At 45.9% G+C, this 17,078-nt stretch carries 18 protein-coding genes; 2 read left to right on the top strand and 16 right to left on the bottom strand.

Features of this window, described 5'->3' with window-relative positions:
• Nucleotides 1-8 precede the first annotated feature (8 nt).
• On the top strand, nt 9-869 hold the full coding sequence (locus G632_RS0104475; protein ID WP_022767836.1) for an AraC family transcriptional regulator: 861 nt from the start codon (nt 9-11) through the stop codon (nt 867-869).
• Here the strand turns inward: G632_RS0104475 and rpe are convergent.
• From rpe to G632_RS0104525, 10 genes are all read right to left on the bottom strand, one after another.
• Nucleotides 866-1,522, bottom strand: a complete 657-nt coding sequence (rpe, locus tag G632_RS0104480; protein WP_026512384.1) for a ribulose-phosphate 3-epimerase — start codon at nt 1,520-1,522, stop codon at nt 866-868. The two genes, G632_RS0104475 and rpe, sit on opposite strands and share 4 nt — an antisense overlap.
• Nucleotides 1,519-2,460, bottom strand: a complete 942-nt coding sequence (locus tag G632_RS0104485) for a transketolase family protein (protein ID WP_022767838.1) — start codon at nt 2,458-2,460, stop codon at nt 1,519-1,521. The genes rpe and G632_RS0104485 overlap by 4 nt, the downstream gene beginning before the upstream one ends.
• A gap of 15 nt (nt 2,461-2,475) precedes the next feature.
• A complete protein-coding gene (locus G632_RS0104490) occupies nt 2,476-3,309 on the bottom strand; it encodes a transketolase (RefSeq protein WP_022767839.1) in 834 nt (277 codons plus the stop codon).
• Between the two features lie 55 nt (nt 3,310-3,364).
• The gene (locus G632_RS0104495; RefSeq protein WP_022767840.1) at nt 3,365-4,063 is read right to left on the bottom strand and encodes an L-ribulose-5-phosphate 4-epimerase; all 699 of its coding nucleotides are present in this window, start codon (nt 4,061-4,063) and stop codon (nt 3,365-3,367) included.
• 77 nt (nt 4,064-4,140) lie between these two features.
• Entirely contained in the window at nt 4,141-5,736 is a 1,596-nt protein-coding gene (locus G632_RS0104500) for a xylulokinase (protein WP_022767841.1), read from the bottom strand.
• 60 nt (nt 5,737-5,796) lie between these two features.
• Nucleotides 5,797-6,879, bottom strand: a complete 1,083-nt coding sequence (locus tag G632_RS0104505; RefSeq protein WP_022767842.1) for a GntR family transcriptional regulator — start codon at nt 6,877-6,879, stop codon at nt 5,797-5,799.
• A 214-nt stretch (nt 6,880-7,093) separates the two neighbouring features.
• On the bottom strand, nt 7,094-7,912 hold the full coding sequence (locus G632_RS0104510; protein WP_022767843.1) for a DNA-3-methyladenine glycosylase family protein: 819 nt from the start codon (nt 7,910-7,912) through the stop codon (nt 7,094-7,096).
• A gap of 3 nt (nt 7,913-7,915) precedes the next feature.
• The gene (locus G632_RS0104515) at nt 7,916-8,371 is read right to left on the bottom strand and encodes a restriction endonuclease (RefSeq protein WP_022767844.1); all 456 of its coding nucleotides are present in this window, start codon (nt 8,369-8,371) and stop codon (nt 7,916-7,918) included.
• A complete protein-coding gene (locus G632_RS0104520; RefSeq protein WP_022767845.1) occupies nt 8,371-9,450 on the bottom strand; it encodes a PTS transporter subunit IIC in 1,080 nt (359 codons plus the stop codon). The genes G632_RS0104515 and G632_RS0104520 overlap by 1 nt, the downstream gene beginning before the upstream one ends.
• Nucleotides 9,451-9,535: 85 nt before the next feature.
• Complete coding sequence (locus tag G632_RS0104525) at nt 9,536-10,414, bottom strand: LysR family transcriptional regulator (RefSeq protein ID WP_022767846.1); 879 nt, start codon at nt 10,412-10,414, stop codon at nt 9,536-9,538.
• Between the two features lie 122 nt (nt 10,415-10,536).
• Between G632_RS0104525 and G632_RS0104530 the strand changes: the two genes are divergently transcribed.
• Complete coding sequence (locus tag G632_RS0104530) at nt 10,537-11,055, top strand: hypothetical protein (RefSeq protein ID WP_022767847.1); 519 nt, start codon at nt 10,537-10,539, stop codon at nt 11,053-11,055.
• Nucleotides 11,056-11,078: 23 nt separating this feature from the next.
• Here G632_RS0104530 and G632_RS0104535 read toward each other — a convergent pair whose 3' ends face one another.
• From G632_RS0104535 to G632_RS0104560, 6 genes are all read right to left on the bottom strand, one after another.
• Nucleotides 11,079-11,603 (bottom strand): AAA family ATPase, encoded by a 525-nt coding sequence (locus tag G632_RS0104535; RefSeq protein ID WP_022767848.1) that lies wholly within the window; start codon nt 11,601-11,603, stop codon nt 11,079-11,081.
• A 13-nt stretch (nt 11,604-11,616) separates the two neighbouring features.
• Nucleotides 11,617-12,375 carry a GNAT family N-acetyltransferase gene (locus G632_RS0104540; protein WP_022767849.1) on the bottom strand — a complete coding sequence of 253 codons (759 nt, stop codon included), beginning with the start codon at nt 12,373-12,375 and terminating at the stop codon, nt 11,617-11,619.
• 547 nt (nt 12,376-12,922) lie between these two features.
• The gene (gene rlmD / locus G632_RS0104545) at nt 12,923-14,377 is read right to left on the bottom strand and encodes a 23S rRNA (uracil(1939)-C(5))-methyltransferase RlmD (protein ID WP_022767850.1); all 1,455 of its coding nucleotides are present in this window, start codon (nt 14,375-14,377) and stop codon (nt 12,923-12,925) included.
• A gap of 61 nt (nt 14,378-14,438) precedes the next feature.
• Nucleotides 14,439-14,933 (bottom strand): tRNA (cytidine(34)-2'-O)-methyltransferase, encoded by a 495-nt coding sequence (locus G632_RS0104550; protein ID WP_022767851.1) that lies wholly within the window; start codon nt 14,931-14,933, stop codon nt 14,439-14,441.
• 3 nt (nt 14,934-14,936) lie between these two features.
• Nucleotides 14,937-16,373: a HAMP domain-containing sensor histidine kinase gene (locus G632_RS0104555; RefSeq protein ID WP_022767852.1), complete on the bottom strand. Its 1,437-nt coding sequence runs from the start codon at nt 16,371-16,373 to the stop codon at nt 14,937-14,939.
• Entirely contained in the window at nt 16,374-17,075 is a 702-nt protein-coding gene (locus G632_RS0104560; protein ID WP_022767853.1) for a response regulator transcription factor, read from the bottom strand.
• Nucleotides 17,076-17,078 lie beyond the last annotated feature (3 nt).

Here is a 17,078-nt window from a genome sequence, read left to right on the forward strand (position 1 = left end):
TCATCACTATGGAAAACAGAGAAAACGCCGTATTTAGGCATGAAAGAGACAGAATAACAGACGGACTGGATATTTTCTTTTGGGTATTTAATGACTCCAGCTCCTATGTACCGACTCACTGGCATTCAGCGATGGAGGTCATGTATATCTTAGAGGGAGAGGTAGATGTTACCGTCGGAGGTCAGACAACAGTTCTGCTCCCGGGAGATGTTTACCTTGTGGACTGCGCAGTTCCGCACTCGACCAAGTCCCTTGACGGAAACAAAGCTGTGCTGATACAGATTCCTTACCCAATCCTTGAGAGGTACATTCCTGACATAGCGTCAAGGCGATTTGGCTTTGACTGCCACACCAATAACCCGATCATCATGACCAAAATCATGCAGCTCATCGAGATCATCAAGCAGATGCAGGTGGTTTTTGAGATAAAGCCCGATGGAGAAATATTAAGATTCAATTCCCTGGTGTTTGAGTTTCTGTTCCAGATCTATCACAATTTTTCGCAGGAAATGGAGACGGCAGAAGCCCAGAAAGAGAATAAGACCTTCGGAAGAATACAGACCATACTTGATTATCTGGATGGCAACTACGCTTCTCCCATCAGTCTTGATGAGATTGCCAATGTCGCCTGTCTTCAAAAAGAGTATTTTTGTCATTTCTTCAAAAAGAATATGGGAATAACCTACACGAAGTATTTAAACGACCTTCGTCTGTCCAAGATCAGAGATGATCTGGTGGAGACAGACCTTCCGGTTAAACTTATTTTGGAAAAACACGGATTTACCAACTACAAGCTCTTTAGAAAAATGTTTAACGAGACCTTTGGCTGTACACCTCTGGCTTATAGAAAAAAGCTCATGGAACTTTAAGATTCCATGAGCTTTAATAAATCTTTGGTATTCTGGGCTGCATCGCCCCTGTATACTGTAGATCCCGCCACAATGACGTTGGCTCCTGCAGCGATGACACTTCTTACATTTTCTTTGGTGATACCACCATCAACCTGAATATCTGTATCAAGGCCTCTTTCTGTAAGCATTGCCCTTACAGCATTTATCCTGTCATAGCTTGCCTCGATGAAGGGCTGGCCTCCAAATCCGGGCTCAACTGTCATAACGAGGATCATATCCACCTTGTCCAGGTACGGAACAAGCTCTTTTACCGGTGTACCGGGTTTAATTGAGAGACCGGCTCTTTTACCAAGGGAATGTATCTCATCGATCACGGCACAAACATCAGGCGCTGCCTCGAGATGAAAAGTGATTATATCTGCACCGATCTCTGCAAACTCCTTTATATATCTTATGGGATCCACTATCATCAGATGCACGTCGAAAACCTTGTCCGTCGCACTTCTGATGCTCTTTATCAGTGGCATTCCAAAGGAAATGGATGGCACAAAACTGCCATCCATAACGTCAATGTGAATATACTGAGCCCCAGCATTGTCAACATCGACAATCTGCTGGCCCAGGTTTTTAAAATCTGCTGCTAAAATTGAAGGACTTAAAATGTTCATCAACCAAGAAATTCCTTTACCTGTGCATAAACACCGTCGCCATCAAGACCGTACTTCTTAACAAGGTCTGCTGCAGATCCGGACTCGCCGAACTTATCCTGCATACCGATCTTCTTAACAACAGTAGGGCACTCCTCAGAAAGTACATCACAAACTGCGCTTCCGAGTCCGCCGATAACAGAATGCTCCTCAACAGTAACTACCTTGCCGGTCTTCTTAGCTGTAGCTACAACAAGCTCTCTGTCGATAGGCTTGATGGTGCAGATGTTAACTACCTCTGCACTGATTCCGTCAGCTGCAAGCTTCTCAGCAGCTTCAAGTGCAGATCCAACTCCGATACCAGTAGCAATTATACTTACATCTGTGCCTTCGCGCAATACTGTTCCCTTGCCAAGTTCAAATTTGTAATCAGGTCTGTCGTTGACAACAGGGCATGCAGCACGTCCGAATCTGATATATACAGGGCCTTCGTGCTCAGCTGCTGCTCTTACACAGGCTCTTGCCTCGATATCATCTGCAGGGCACATAACAACCATTCCGGGGATTGTTCTCATAAGAGCAAGATCCTCGTTACACTGATGGCTGGCTCCGTCCTCACCTACTGTGATTCCGGCATGTGTTCCACCGATCTTAACATTGAGATGAGGATATCCGATTGAGTTACGAACCTGCTCGAAAGCACGTCCTGTAGCGAACATTGCAAATGTACTTACAAAAGGAATCTTGCCCGTTGTTGCAAGTCCTGCTGCGATTCCCATCATGTTGCACTCTGCAATACCACAGTCGATGTGACGATCAGGGAACTCCTTCTTGAACCATCCGGTTCTTGTTGCTGCTGCAAGGTCTGCGTCAAGTACTACTACCTTGTCATTGACCTTTGCAAGCTCTATAAGTTCTTTTCCATAGCTGTCTCTTGTAGCTATCTTCTTAACTTCACTCATGCCTTAACCTCCTTCTCAACCTTCGAGCTCTTTGCCGATCTTCTCGAGATCTGCCATAGCAATAGCATACTCTTCATCATTAGGTGCTACGCCGTGCCATGCAACCTGGCCTTCCATGAAGGAAACGCCCTTGCCCTTAAGGCTGTGCGCGATGATTGCTGTAGGCTGGCCCTTAGTCTCTCTGGCCTCTTTGAAGGCTGCTCTTATGGCATCAAAGTCATGTGCATCAATATTGATAACATGGAAGTTGAATGCCTCAAACTTCTTATCAATAGGATATGGTGAACATACCTGATCAATAGGTCCGTCAATCTGAAGTCCGTTGTTATCAACGATGACTACCAGGTTGTCGAGCTTGCGGAATCCTGCAAACATAGCTGCTTCCCAAACCTGTCCCTCTTCAATCTCACCATCACCTAAAAGGGTGTAGGTTCTGTAGGACTTGTTATCGAGCTTAGCTGAAAGAGCCATACCACAAGCAACTGAGATTCCCTGACCGAGAGAACCGCTACTCATGTCGAGTCCCGGAAGATACTGCATACTTGGGTGTCCCTGAAGTCTTGATCCAAGCTTACGAAGAGTTGTGAGCTCCTCTACAGGGAAGTATCCGCGCTGAGCCATTACTGAGTAAAGGCCTGGTGCTGTGTGTCCCTTTGAAAGAACGAAACGATCACGATCGGGGTTCTTAGGATCCTTGGGATCAACGTTCATCTCCTCAAAATACAGATATGTAAAGATATCTGCTGCTGACAGAGATCCACCGGGATGTCCAGCCTTAGCTGCGTGAACCGCTGTAACAATGCCCTTGCGGACTTCGTTTGCAATTTTCTGCAATTCTTTGTTCTCCATAATTCCTCCTAAAACTTTTAATTGATAATAAGGTAGTTATGCTCTCGCCGGGTGATTACTTCGCCTGACCATAATAAGCATTTGCTCCGTGCTTGCGATAGTAATGCTTGTCCTGAAGCTCCTGTGGTGCAGGCTTAACCTCAGGATTTATCAGCTCGCAGCGGAAAGCCATCTTGGCAACTTCCTCTGTAACCACTGCATTGTGGACTGCCTCGTGAGCGTCCTTACCCCAGGTGAACACACCGTGATTCTTGCAAAGAACCGCGGGAACTGCCACAGGGTCTTTTCCCATGCGCTCAAACTCGTTTACGATAAGATGACCTGTATTCTCTTCGTAGGCGCTCTCGATCTCATCCTTGTTAAGGCATCTTACGCAGGGGATCTCTCCATAGAAATAATCTGCGTGAGTTGTTCCGTAGCAGGGAATGCTGCGTCCGGCCTGAGCCCAGCTGGTGGCATAGGACGAATGAGTATGAACAACTCCGCCCACTTCCTTAAATGCCTTGTAGATCTCCAGATGTGTGGGAGTGTCCGATGAAGGATTGAGCTTGCCCTCCACCTTGTTGCCTTCAAGATCCATGACAACCATATCATCCGGAGTCATTGTATCATATTCTACGCCACTTGGCTTTATAACAAAAAGACCGCTCTCCCTGTCGATAGCGCTTACATTGCCCCAGGTAAAGGTAACAAGGCCATATTTTGGCAGTAAAATATTCGCTTCATATACTTTTTTCTTAAGTTCTTCTAACATGATCTCACTCCATTTTTCATTATATTACGGAGCATCATTACAATGCTCCGTAAATATTGCTTAATTATTATCAAAAATTACTTGAGAGAATCTACTGCAGCTCTCTCAACTGCAAGTCCTGCATTGTAGTCCTTCATGAACTTATCAAAGCCTTCTACATCCTCTTTTACAGGATCACAGGTCTCAACCTTACCGCTCTTAAATACCTTGTTAGCAAGGTACTGCTCCAAGGTCTCACCCTCCTCTTTCTGGCACATAAAGCCTGCAAGGATTGCCTGTCCCCAAGGGCCGCCCTCTCCTGCTGTCTCCATGAGCTTGATGGATGTGTTAAGAGCTGCTGCCATTACTCTGTCACCAACTCCTCTAACCTTGAAGAATCCGCCCTGGCCAAAGAAGAAGTCCGCCTTGACATTCTCTTCCTTCATAAGGATGTCATTACCAACCTTAAGTGCTCCGAGAGCTGTGTAAAGGTGTGTTCTCATGAAATTTGAAAGGTTGAACTTATCATCAGGTCTTCTGACAAAGAGAGGTCTTCCTTCGTTGAAGCCTGTGATGCTCTCGCCTGAGAAGTAGTTGTATGCAAGGAGTCCGCCACAATCAGCATCACCTTCCATAGCCTTGCGATAAAGTGTTCCGTAAAGTGTATCGTCATCAACATCCTTGCCGATAGCGCCAGCGAACTCTCTAAAGAGTCCTACCCATGCGTTGAGGTCAGATGTACAGTTGTTGCAGTGTACCATGGCAACTTCTTCGCCGCTTGGTGTTGTAACAAGGTCCAGCTCAGGATATGCCTTTGAAAGACTGTGCTCAAGAACTACCATTGAAAATACTGATGTGCCGGCTGAGATGTTACCTGTTCTTACGCCAACAGAATTGGTGGCAACCATACCTGTTCCTGCATCTCCCTCAGGAGGACATACTGCGATGCCAGCCTGAAGTGTTCCTGTAGGATCAAGCTTTTTAGCACCTTCCTCAGTGAGCTTGCCTGCTGATACGCCTGCAGGAAGTGACTTAGGAATAATGTCTCTGATCTTCCAGCCCAGGTTCTTAGGAGCGATGAGCTCGTCGAACTGATCCAGCATCTTCTCATTGTAGCTGCAGGTAGCTGAATCGATAGGGAACATTCCTGATGCATCACCAACGCCCAGAACCTTCTCTCCTGTGAGCTGCCAGTGAACATAGCCTGCCAGTGTTGTGAAGAAGTCGATCTTGGAGATGTGCTCCTCACCGTTTAAGATTGCCTGATAGAGGTGAGCAATGCTCCATCTCTGTGGAATATGATATCCGAAAAGATCTGTGAGCTTCTCTGATGCTTCTTCTGTTATTGTGTTTCTCCAGGTCCTGAAAGGTACAAGGAGATTTCCGTCCTTATCAAATGCCATGTAACCGTGCATCATTGCTGAGAATCCCATGGCTCCGACTGTTGTGAGTTTCTCCCCGTACTGCTTGAAGGCATCTGCTGCCAGATTCTTGTAGCAGTCCTGAACTCCGCCCCATACATCATCAAGGGTGTAGGTCCAGATTCCGTTGTCCAGTCTGTTCTCCCAGCTGTGTGACCCCGAAGCGATAGGATTGTACTCCTCATCAGTGAGCACAGCCTTTATCCTGGTTGATCCAAACTCGATACCAAGATATGTCTTCCCCTCTGCTATAGCCTTTTTTGCATCTCCCATAAATTGCCTCCATTCTGCCGGCGCTGCCCGGCTTTCTCCTTTATTTTCCCTTTACTATGTTTATTCTCTGCTCTCTGAAACCGATGCCCTGAGAATTACATCCTCTTCAAATTCGTAGGTGGCATTAAAATACAGCTTACCTTCGTGGATCATTCTGATCATGTTGGTTGCAGCCTTTTCGCCGAGCTTCTCCTTGGGGTGAGGAATCGATGAGATGGTAACTCCTCCAACGCCAAGCCTTGCCATGTCCGAATCATCCATCCCGATGACCGACATATCTTCCGGAACCTTAACTCCTATGTTAGAAAGCATCTCGATCAGCATGCCCGCCACCTGGTCGTTATAGCAAAAGACTGCAGTGCAATCCTTAAGTCTGTCCTTCATTCCGGCTAAAGACTCTTTTCCATTCCTGATGTCTATGGTATCTATCCAATTGACGTGCTCATAGGCAAAAGGAAGTCCGGCTTCCATTACCGCCTTTAAGTATCCTCTGTAACGCTCTCTTCCCTGGCCGTCGTCAAGCTTAAGAATGCATCCGATATTCCTGTGTCCCGCCTCAATAAGAGCTGTGACAGCTTTGTAGGCGCACTCCGCATCGTTTAAGGAAACATGGGGAATATCGAGCTCCGGATAAAAGGTATTTATGAAAAGGATCTTCACATTCTTTTCCCGTAGCTGTGTGTACAACTCCATGTTCGGATTTGGAAGAGCACTCTTAACCGGCTCCATGATTATCCCTGCAATATCATTTCTCTGAAGAAGGTCCTCTAAGATCTGCCTCTCTTTGGTGACGGTATTATTGGTGAAGGAAAGCTGCATGGAATAGCCCTTTTCGCTGAGGTTACTCTCAATTCCCCTGATAGTGCTCGGGAAAATGTAGTCATCAACATAGGTTGTGATTACCGCAACTACATTCCTCTCTCCCTCTTCTGCACGAAGATCGACCACATAGGTTCCGCTTCCTCTGCGGCTCTCCAATATCCCATCCTCCACCATCTGCGCAATGGCATGTCTGATGGTCTGGCGGCTTAAGTTAAACTCCTCGCTCAGCTCGTTCTCAGACGGGATCTTAGCTCCCGGGATAAGCTCTCCGTTATCTATTTTCTTTGTTATCCATTCAATTACGTTTACGTATTTAGCCACGATTTTTCCCACATAAAAAAGACATTAACAACCTGCACAACCATGTTCCCATAGCCTGTACTAATCGTCAATGTCAAAAATAAACATTTTTATCAAGTTGTATATGTACAAATTTTCAAAATGAGCCCCGGGGACGGAGTCAGTGGCTCATTTTTTTGAGCCCTAGGGACGGAGTCAAGGGCTCAAAATAAGCAAAAAATAAACTGCCTTCGATTTACATCGAAGACAGTCTTGAATAAAAGAATAAATATTGCTGCATTATCCCGTTGTACGGGGCATATTTATCAAACATAAATCCATTTGGGTAGTGATTCTCAAGCACCCTGTTGATCCATACATCCTTTGGAAAGGCATCCAGTCTGTGATAGCCAAAGAGTATCTCGCAGTTTGCAACCTTAACTCCAACTCCGAACAGCTTAAGGAGTTCTTCCATAAGTGCCTCGTCATCAAGAGCCTCAAAGCTCTTCAGATCTACAGCTCCGCTTGCCACGTCCATGGCAGCCTTTTGAACATACTTGTCTCTATATCCAAGGCTGCAGGCTGAGAGCTGATCTAAAGACAGCCCAGCCAGCTTCTCCGGCGTTGGAAATGAGTAGATGGGCTTCCCTTCCGCATCCTCTTTTATAATATCGCCTGCCATTGCGCAGAGCTTCTCAATAGAAGCCTTGATAGCCGGTATATTCTTACGCTGAGAGATGATAAAAGAGATTAACATCTCCCAAGGGTCCTGCCTTAATATCCTGATCCCCTTGCCAAACTCAGCAGCCGCAAAAAGATATGGGTCTTCCTCTTTATCAATCCTATTTCTCAGGCTCCTATAGTCCAGATCCAGGTCAAAGTACCCCTTCCAGAAGCTGTCAAACTCATCCTTACTGCAATCAAGCTCATACTCGCTATTGCCCAGGCTCTTTATGAAAAGATTCTTATCAAGAGCTGTGGCGCTGTAGCCATCGGCCATAGCGTTGAATCTGAAGCACTGTCCGCTGTCTGCTATTTTTGAAAGATCAAAATCATCCTTAATGGTAATCTTCATAAATTACTCCGCTTTATCCATATCGTCTAGGTATCCTCTGTCCCAGAGCATGATGTTCAGCTTCCTGGCAAGTTCCACTGCCGGCTGCGTAAAGTACTGGTTGGTCATGACAACACCGACCATTCTGTCGTAGTAATCACGGCCTGCATAGACCTCCTGGACCGCCTTGACACCTATTGGCTTGTCATAGCACTTGCACTGAACAGCGTAGGTAATACCATCTTTCTCAGCCAGAATGTCTGCTCCAAAGTCTCCGCTTCCCTTGGTGACTTCCACTTCCAGAAAGCCGTTGGCCTTCAAAAGGTCTGCGCAGTAGTACTCAAAATCATGACCTTCCATCTCGTCCATAGGAAGTTCATGGGGCAGTCTTTTTATGACTGCCCTCACTACAAGCACAACCAGAAGCACGACGATAATTGCAAGGATCAGATATAGGATCACTACAGGTATCTGTGTCATTAGAGTTTAAGATCTCCTTCTTTTACCCATCCAAGCTTCATAACGCCCTTGTGGATTACCAGTGAAAGAACTGCAGGAAGCACAAAGGAAATGAGAACAAGCCCCAACCAGTCAAAGCCTGTGATGGCTGCCTTGGTTCCATTTGCTATGTCATTAACCCATCCGGTGTAAACACCAATCTGTCCTACAAGTCCGCAGGTTCCCATACCCGATGATACAGGAGCTCCGTTCATCTGAAGCCTGAAGATGCATGTTGCTATCGGTCCTGTGATGGCCGATGCCAGTGTAGGTGCAATCCATACTCTAGGGTTCTTGATGATATTGCCCATCTGAAGCATTGAGGTTCCGATACCCTGTGAAACAAGGCCTCCCCATTTATTCTCCTTAAAGGAAATAACTGCAAAGCCCACCATCTGAGCACAGCATCCTGCTACAGCTGCTCCGCCTGCAAGACCGGTAAGTCCAAGCGCCGCACAAATTGCTGCAGAAGAAATAGGAAGTGTAAGCGCCATACCAACAACCACTGAAACTATGATTCCCATGAGGAACGGTTGCTGCTCTGTTGCCCACATGATAATGTTTCCAACCCACATTGCTGCTCTTCCAAGAGGTGGCGCAATAAGCCATGAGAGGAACACACCCACTGCTATTGTAACAAGTGGAGTGACCAATATATCGACCTTAGTCTCTTTTGACACTGCTTTTCCGAATTCAGCGGCGATGATTGCCACAAAAAGGACTGCCAGAGGACCGCCGGCTCCGCCCAATGCATTCGCAGCAAATCCAACTGTGATCATTGAGAAAAGAACCAGTGGCGGACACTGAAGCGCATAGCCTATAGCTACAGCCATTGCCGGACCACTCATTGCTGTTGCAAGACCACCAACCGTGTACTCAACGCCTGCAACTGTAGCAACTGTCTTCATTAGAAAAGGTATGTGAAACTGTGTACCGATGGTATTAATGATAGTACCAATAAGAAGGGAACAAAAAAGTCCCTGTGCCATTGCTCCCAAAGCGTCAATACCATAGCGCCTTAAGGAAATCTCGATGTTTTTCCTCTTCAAAAACTCTTTCATAACTCATTCTCCTCCAGTCGACGCCGCACCTTGTTGTGGGTCGCCGCATTTATTTGGAAAATGGTATCATATCCTCTGCCATTTCTCAAGCATCACTACCGATAACATCCACCAGACTGCTGATCGCTTTGCCTATATGCTTATCTTTATGAACGAATATCTGTGAATAAATGGGAAAAGAGCTGCCTCTCCAGTCCAGTCTTTTGAGTCTCCCATTCTCCACTTCTCTTGTTGCAGTCATATCCGGAATAAATGCGACTCCCAGACCATTAGAGGCAAATTGCTTAAGTATTTCCTTGCTGCTGGTTTCTATCAGGGATTTGCCTTCTACCCCGCATTTCGCCAGATCCTCAAAGAGCATATGCCTGAAGCTGCAATTATGCCCCGTCAGAAGTAGCGGATAATCTGCGAGATCCTTCTCTTTTATCTTCTTCCCCACAAGCGGATGATCCGGCGAAGTATAAAAGCCCAGCGTCTCTTCTTTCTTATACAGCATGGTCAGCCTGTCATCCTCCATGTAAGGATTTAATGTATAAACCAGGTCCAGTTCCCCTTTTTGCAGCATGTCGGGAAATGTATCGTGCGTAATGAATACCAACCTGATATCTATTCCCGGAACCTCTTTTCTATACTTCATAAGTGCCTCCGGAACACGGCTATAACACAGCGATTCGGAAACGCCTATCTTCAGCACTCCGGTCGGCTCTTCCTCATCCGATATTTCAAGATGGATCTCTCGCTCCAGCTGAAGCATCTTTTCCGCATATGCTATGAGCTTCTCTCCCTGCGGCGTAAGAACAATCGTCTTACCCAGTCTGTCGAACAATTGGCAGCCAAGTTCTTCCTCCAGCTGCTTGATCTGCGTTGTCACCGTGGATTGTGCATAACCAAGGCTATCAGCTGCTGCCGAGAAACTGTTTTGCTCTGCAATTTTCAAAAACGTGCTTAACTGAGTTATTGTCATGATCACTATACCTCTTGAATTCAATTATTTTGAACATTTATATTATTTGTTTCAATTTTACAGATATATGTTTCAGCGTTATTATACATTCAAAATAGAGCGAACACAAGGAGGTACCACAAATGAACGAATTATGTATGATCATCAAGGATACGGTAGAGCCCAATTTTCTTAACATCCGCACAGCAATAAGAGCTTATAACAGGGATGCTCTCTGCGTAGGCGCACCTTGCTGGAGATGGGCTTACCACGCACTCCATTCTGCGGACAAATGGTTTATCAACCCATTCGATTATGAAGAGCCTTCATTTCATGTAGAAGGATTGGACAATCCGGATGTTCAATGCGACGTTGTCCTTTCAGACGAAGAGCTTCTTGCCTATCTTGATTCTATTGAAAAGAAAACGCTGGAGTACCTGGACACTCTCACAGACGAGATGCTTTACGAAAAGCCAAAGGATTGTCAATATACCCGAATGGAACTGGTTCTCAGGCAGTACAGACACATCTCATTCCACACCGGAATGTTAAACGGACAGACAGCCCTGGCAACCGGACAGTTTCCCATGTGGGTTTCAGAAACCGGGCAGTTCCTGGATGATGGAATACTCTTTGGAAGATACAGGAAGTACAGAGTATGAATGGAAAAAGACCTCTCGTCCGCCTATAGACGAGAGGCCTTCTCTATAATCTGTTCGTAATCCGAATCTATGACTTCAATATGTTCACCTGTCTTTGCAAATCCTTCTATATATCTTTTGTTATCTGCTTTTATCCAATCGGCCGTGCAATATGACTCATCCAATCTGGATTCTATGTCGGAAGCATGACCCTTGATCTTATCGAAATTCGCATCAATGTAGCTGTCTGTCAGCGCAAGACAAATAAATCTGATATCCTGCAGATAATCTTCGCTGAAATCCCTGCGCCAGTCAAAGGGAATATAGCAGCCTTCAACGATCAGATTCTGCCTGTTCTCTATAGCAGTCTTTATCATTTCCCGTACTATCGGCCAAATATAGGACGTCATCTCCTCATCATCTTCCGGAGTAAGTTGAGTATTTCCGCTTCTTATAAGGCCCATCTTCAAATGATCGATAGACAGGTACGGATATTTATATTTTTCAAGCATCCTCTGAGCAAGTAGTGTCTTTCCTGTATGGGATGCTCCCGTTATGAGTATTACCACGTAACGTTTCTCCTTACTTGTGAATTACTGTATTTATCCTGCATGGCTTAAAACCAACGCTGAGCGCAGTTTTCTGCGAACCTGCATTTGTTTCAGCATGTGCCCACACGGGTCTCCTGCCTTGCTGTATGATTTCTTCACACATCCTGTACGCAAGGTATGATGCCAGTCCATGGTGCCTATGTGCTTCAGCAGTCTCAACTCCGATATCCACTTCTTCAGGACTGACAGCGCTGGAAAATGCCACTGCAGCAAAGCTGCCATCCGCCTTATTTCTGGCGATGCATCCGAATCCATTTCTAAGAAATGTATCGCTGTCTTTCCAGGAAAAAAAGGGTGTGATTCTTCCACGGATGTCACCTATATTGTCTGCTGTAATGCGCTCAACAATATAATTATCATCAAGTATCGGTCGGTGCTCAGGAATCCCGCCATGTGTATATTCAATTCTCTTATCAATTCGAAGGTCGTTGTTGCCTGAATAGTAATTCGAAGCATGCTCAGAGTCTGTTATCAATACAAATCTTCGTTCCGTATCAGGTACAAAAAACTTTTGATATACTTCTTCAAGAACATCCTCACTCACATTCCCCGAGATATATGCAAAGCCGCAATAATGCCAGAACAATGTGCATCCTTTATCATCTGTGTATATATCTCCATCCTGAGTCCCGGTCACAATTGACATTGGATAAACACGGTTCGCAATACACTCATTAGCAAATTCAAGGTATCCTTTATATTCATTTCTGCCTATTTTTCTCAAAATCATGTATGTTTCCCTTAAATCACAATCTCATAATACAGATAATTCTTTTCAATCCTTCATACTCTTTAATCCTGTAAGATGTTATACATTGTCCCTCGCGGAAAATCCGTGAACTTCCTAAATTCGAGCATGCGTATCTAAATATCCTTTCTAAAAGCTATGATTCGATTAGCTTCCTCAACTTTCGCTCTCTTGATCATATTTCTCGTATTTTCCCTGTTGTATTTTCCTTATCAACTATTTCCAACAGGCATGTATTTCAATTACCACCTGTTGGAATTTGAATATACGTATTTTCAACAGGCTGTTACCCTGCCTTCTTCCTGTTGGTTTTGACAAAAACTACATCTCCAACAGGGAGATTCAGCAAAAATCATCTGTTGGAATTGATAAAAACAGCGTTCTCAACAGGGAGGTACAGCTAAAATCATCTGTTGGAATTGATAAAAACAACATTCTCAACAGGAAAGCCCCACTACGGGCACCTGTTGAAACCAATAAAAGTTGCCAAACCAACCGGGGCTCGCCAGAACAGCAGCGTTCTCTAAGCTCAACCTTCCTTATCAGTCGTTTTCGTCAAGAGCACCACAGTTTCTACATGTACGCTCCAACTGAACATATCGCAGGGGCGCACCTTCTTTATCTCATAGCCTCCGTCGCACAGTATTCGAAGGTCTCTGGCGAGAGTTGCAGAGTCGCAGCTTACATAGACGATGCGATCGGGCTGCATTTTGAGCATGGTTTCAAGGCAGGCGCTGTCGCACCCTTTACGGGGCGGATCTACAACTATAACATCCGGATGAAGCGCAGCATCTGACACAGAATCGCCCTCTGCGCCAAGCCTCTTCTTCTCATAAAACTCAGGCAGAACCTCCTCAGCCTTACCACAGTAGAAGTCCGCATTTTCAAGTCCATTCCTGTCAGCATTTCTCTTGGCATCTTCCACGGCATCCGGAATAACCTCGACTCCGTAGACATGGCCTGCTGCCTTTGCCATGGATAAAGAGATTGTTCCTATTCCGCAGTAAAGGTCCCAGACAGTCTCTTTTCCCGTAAGGCGCGCATACTCAATGGCCTGTCCATAGAGCTTCTGGGTCTGAACAGGGTTAACCTGATAGAACGACAAAGGCGAAATCTCAAATTCAAGCCCGCACAAAGTATCGGAGATGGTATCTGCTCCCCAGATCGTACGGATCTTAAGTCCCATAATCACATTAGTCTTCTCAGTATTTATGGAGACAGAGATGCTGGTCATTCCGTCAATTTCAGACAGCCTATCCGTAAGCTCCTTCTGTCCCGGAATGTACTCTGGGCCTTTTCCGGAGAAATTGATCACAAGGCACACCATGATCTGACCACTGGTAAAGCCTTTCCTTATCAGCACATGCCTTAAAAGCCCCTTGCCACTGACTTCATCGTAGGCAGAGACCTTATATTTTTCCATGTGGGCCAGGATAATATCTAGGATCTCCTGATTCTCCTTTACCCCGATAAGACAATCCTCAACCGGTATGATGCTGTGGGTTCTTCCTGCATAGTATCCGGCAATGGGCTTTCCATCCTTGCCGGTACCGATCGGGTACTGGGCTTTGTTCCTGTATCTCCAGGGCTCGTCCATTCCGATGATGGGCTCCATTACACTGTCAACAAAAGCCTCATCGAAGCCGCCTAGACGCACAATGTTATTCCTTACCTTGTTCTGCTTGAACTCAAGCTGCCTCTCATAAGTCATGTTCTGAATCTGGCAACCACCGCACTGACGGGCGATGGGGCACTTGGCCTCCTGCCTGAACGAAGAAGCCTCCAGCACTTTTTCAAGATGCGCATAAGCATAATTCTTCTTGGCCTTCATGACCTTGGCACTGACCTTATCGCCAATTACCGCATCTTTAATAAAGAGGGTATAGCCATCTATTTTGCCTATGCCCTCTCCGTCGTTTCCGATATCGACGATGTCCACCGTCAGAACATCGTCCTTCTTATAAAGAAAATTTTCTTTTCCCATTTATAACCTCTCACAAGGAAGTTCTGACTAAACTCAAAAGAACTTCGTTAAGTCATCGCTTTTAGCTACGCCAATGCAATCTGTGAAGCTCGCCCTGCCTCTCAAGCCCGGCAAAGTCATTCTGCCTTAAGGCTTCGTAGAGCACAATCGCCACAGAATTGGACAGGTTCAGTGATCTTATATCCTCGCCCATCGGTATCCTGATGCAGGTCTCTTCGTTGTCCACCAGAATCTCCTCCGGGATTCCAGCGCTCTCTTTTCCAAACATGATAAAGTCGTCCATGCCAAAAGACACTTCGGCGTAGGTGCGCTTTGCTTTGGTGGTGGCGTACCATATCTTAGCCCCGGGGTGCTTTGCCAAAAAGTCCTGATAGTCCATGTATCTTGTGACGTCGAGCTTTTCCCAGTAATCCATCCCGGCTCTCTTTAGCTCTTTTTCTCCGAGGCGAAAGCCCAGGGGTTCTATTAGGTGAAGACTGGTGTTCGTTGCAACGCAGGTTCTTCCGATATTGCCGGTGTTCTGCGGAATCTCCGGCTGGTGCAGTACTATGTGCATTTATTACTCCTCGTCATCAGCATCCATCGCTGCAGATTTAGGGAGCGAGAAGATGAACTCAGTTCCAACGCCCTGAGTACTGATAACATTGATATTTTCGTCGTGGGCCTTTATGATCTCTTTTACAATTGCAAGGCCAAGGCCGGTGCCTTTCTTGTCCTTACCTCTTGAGGCGTCGGACTTGTAGAATCTGTCAAATACGAGCTTTAAGTCTTCCTTGGGGATTCCGATACCGCTGTCCTTGACGGATACGAAGACCTTGCTGTGCTTCTCGGTGGTCTCGATCTTAACCGAAGAGTCGTGGTGGCTGAATTTGATGGCGTTGTCCACAAGGTTGTAAAGCACCTGTTGGATCTTGTCAACGTCAGCATTTACCAGCATTTTGTCATCTGTCAGCACAAGCTCGATGGCGATATTCTTGTCCATACAGGTTCCGCCAAAAGACTCTGCGACCTTCCTGATGACACTGTTGATGTCAAAGTCGACCTTCTTAAGCAGCATTCCCTTGGTGCTCATATTGTTGAGTGTAAGGAGCTCGTTGGTGAGCTTGGTAAGTCTGTCGGTCTCGTTTATTACTATCCCAAGGTACTTCTCATGCATCTCGGGAGGAATGGTTCCATCCTGCATTGCCACAAGATAACCTCTTATAGATGTAAGAGGAGATCTGAAATCGTGGGAAACATTGGCAACCAGTTTCTTCTGATCATCCTCGGAGCGGGCAATCTCACCTGCCATGTAAGACAAAGAAGCAGCAAGGTATCCCATCTCATCCTCAGACTCCACCGAAAACTCATAGCCCATATTTCCGGCTGCATACTGCTCTGTAGCCCTGGTTATCTTTCGAAGCGGAACATATACCAGCTCCGTGAAGAAGATAAGGATTATCAATGACAGCAGGAAAAGAACTATCAGCATCAGGTAAGAGATGTTGAGGAAAGTGTTGGCTTTTTTCTCCAGCGTAGCTATCGGTGTATGGATAACAACATAGGCCTGAACCTTATAATTGGCGGTTATCGGTGCAAATACACTTAGCATTTCCTGGTTAAAAGAGCTCCAGAAGTTCCCGGTAGTGTAATAGCTTGATCCCGTGATCGTCGGATCAAAGCCGGTTATCACGATCTCTTTTCCCGGCTCAAGCATCCTTGAGGAGTCAAGAACCAGTCGGCCTGAAGGATTGACGATCCATATTGGGGAGTTATCCATGTACTTGGACAGCGAGGAGAGCTCTCCGTGCACTGTCTCAAGGGACGTCTCCGAATTGTAAAGATCTGCTGCATAGGTGTTGGCTATCTGTGTGGCAACCTGGTACATGTTATCCGCCTTGTCTCGCCTTAAGCGGTCAAGTGTCATACTGTACACAAAGGTCGCAACCACAATAAAACCAAATATGCCGAACAAAAGATATGCCAGCAGAAATTTGATGTAAAGGGTCCGTTTCATTTACTGTTGTACCTCAAATTTATAACCGATTCCCCAGATGGTAGCCAGTCTCCACTTGTCGTGGTCGTTTAGCTTCTCACGAAGTCTCTTGATATGAACATCTACTGTTCTGGTATCTCCGATGTACTCATAGCCCCAGATCTGGTCAAGGAGCTGCTCTCTGGTAAATACATGGTTTGGAGACGCAGCAAGGAAGTACAAAAGCTCCAGCTCCTTGGGTGGCATGTCAACTTTCTCGCCCATGTAGGTTACCGAGTAGTTGGTCATATTGATCTCAAGGTCAGGATATCTTACAACCTTGTCATCCGACTCCTGAACCTCCTGAACCTGAGGTTTGTATCTTCTAAGGACAGCTTTGACTCTTGCCACAAGCTCTTTTGAATCAAAGGGCTTCTCCATGTAGTCATCAGCCCCCATCTCAAGGCCAAGGACCTTATCAAATACTTCTCCCTTGGCGGAGAGCATGATCACCGGCACCTGGCTCTTGGTCCTTAGCTCTCTGCAGACCTGATATCCGTCGATGCCTGGAAGCATCAGATCAAGAAGCACCAGGTTTGGCTTAAAGGTGTCAAAGGTGTTGATGGCTGTCTCGCCGTCGTTGCAGATCTTGGTCTCAAAGCACTCTTTTACCAGATACAGAGAGATGAGCTCTGCAATGTTGTTGTCATCATCTACGATTAAAATTTTCTGTTTGCTAACCATTTA

The organism is Butyrivibrio sp. NC2007, from assembly GCF_000421405.1.
Classification (GTDB): Bacteria; Bacillota; Clostridia; order Lachnospirales; family Lachnospiraceae; genus Butyrivibrio.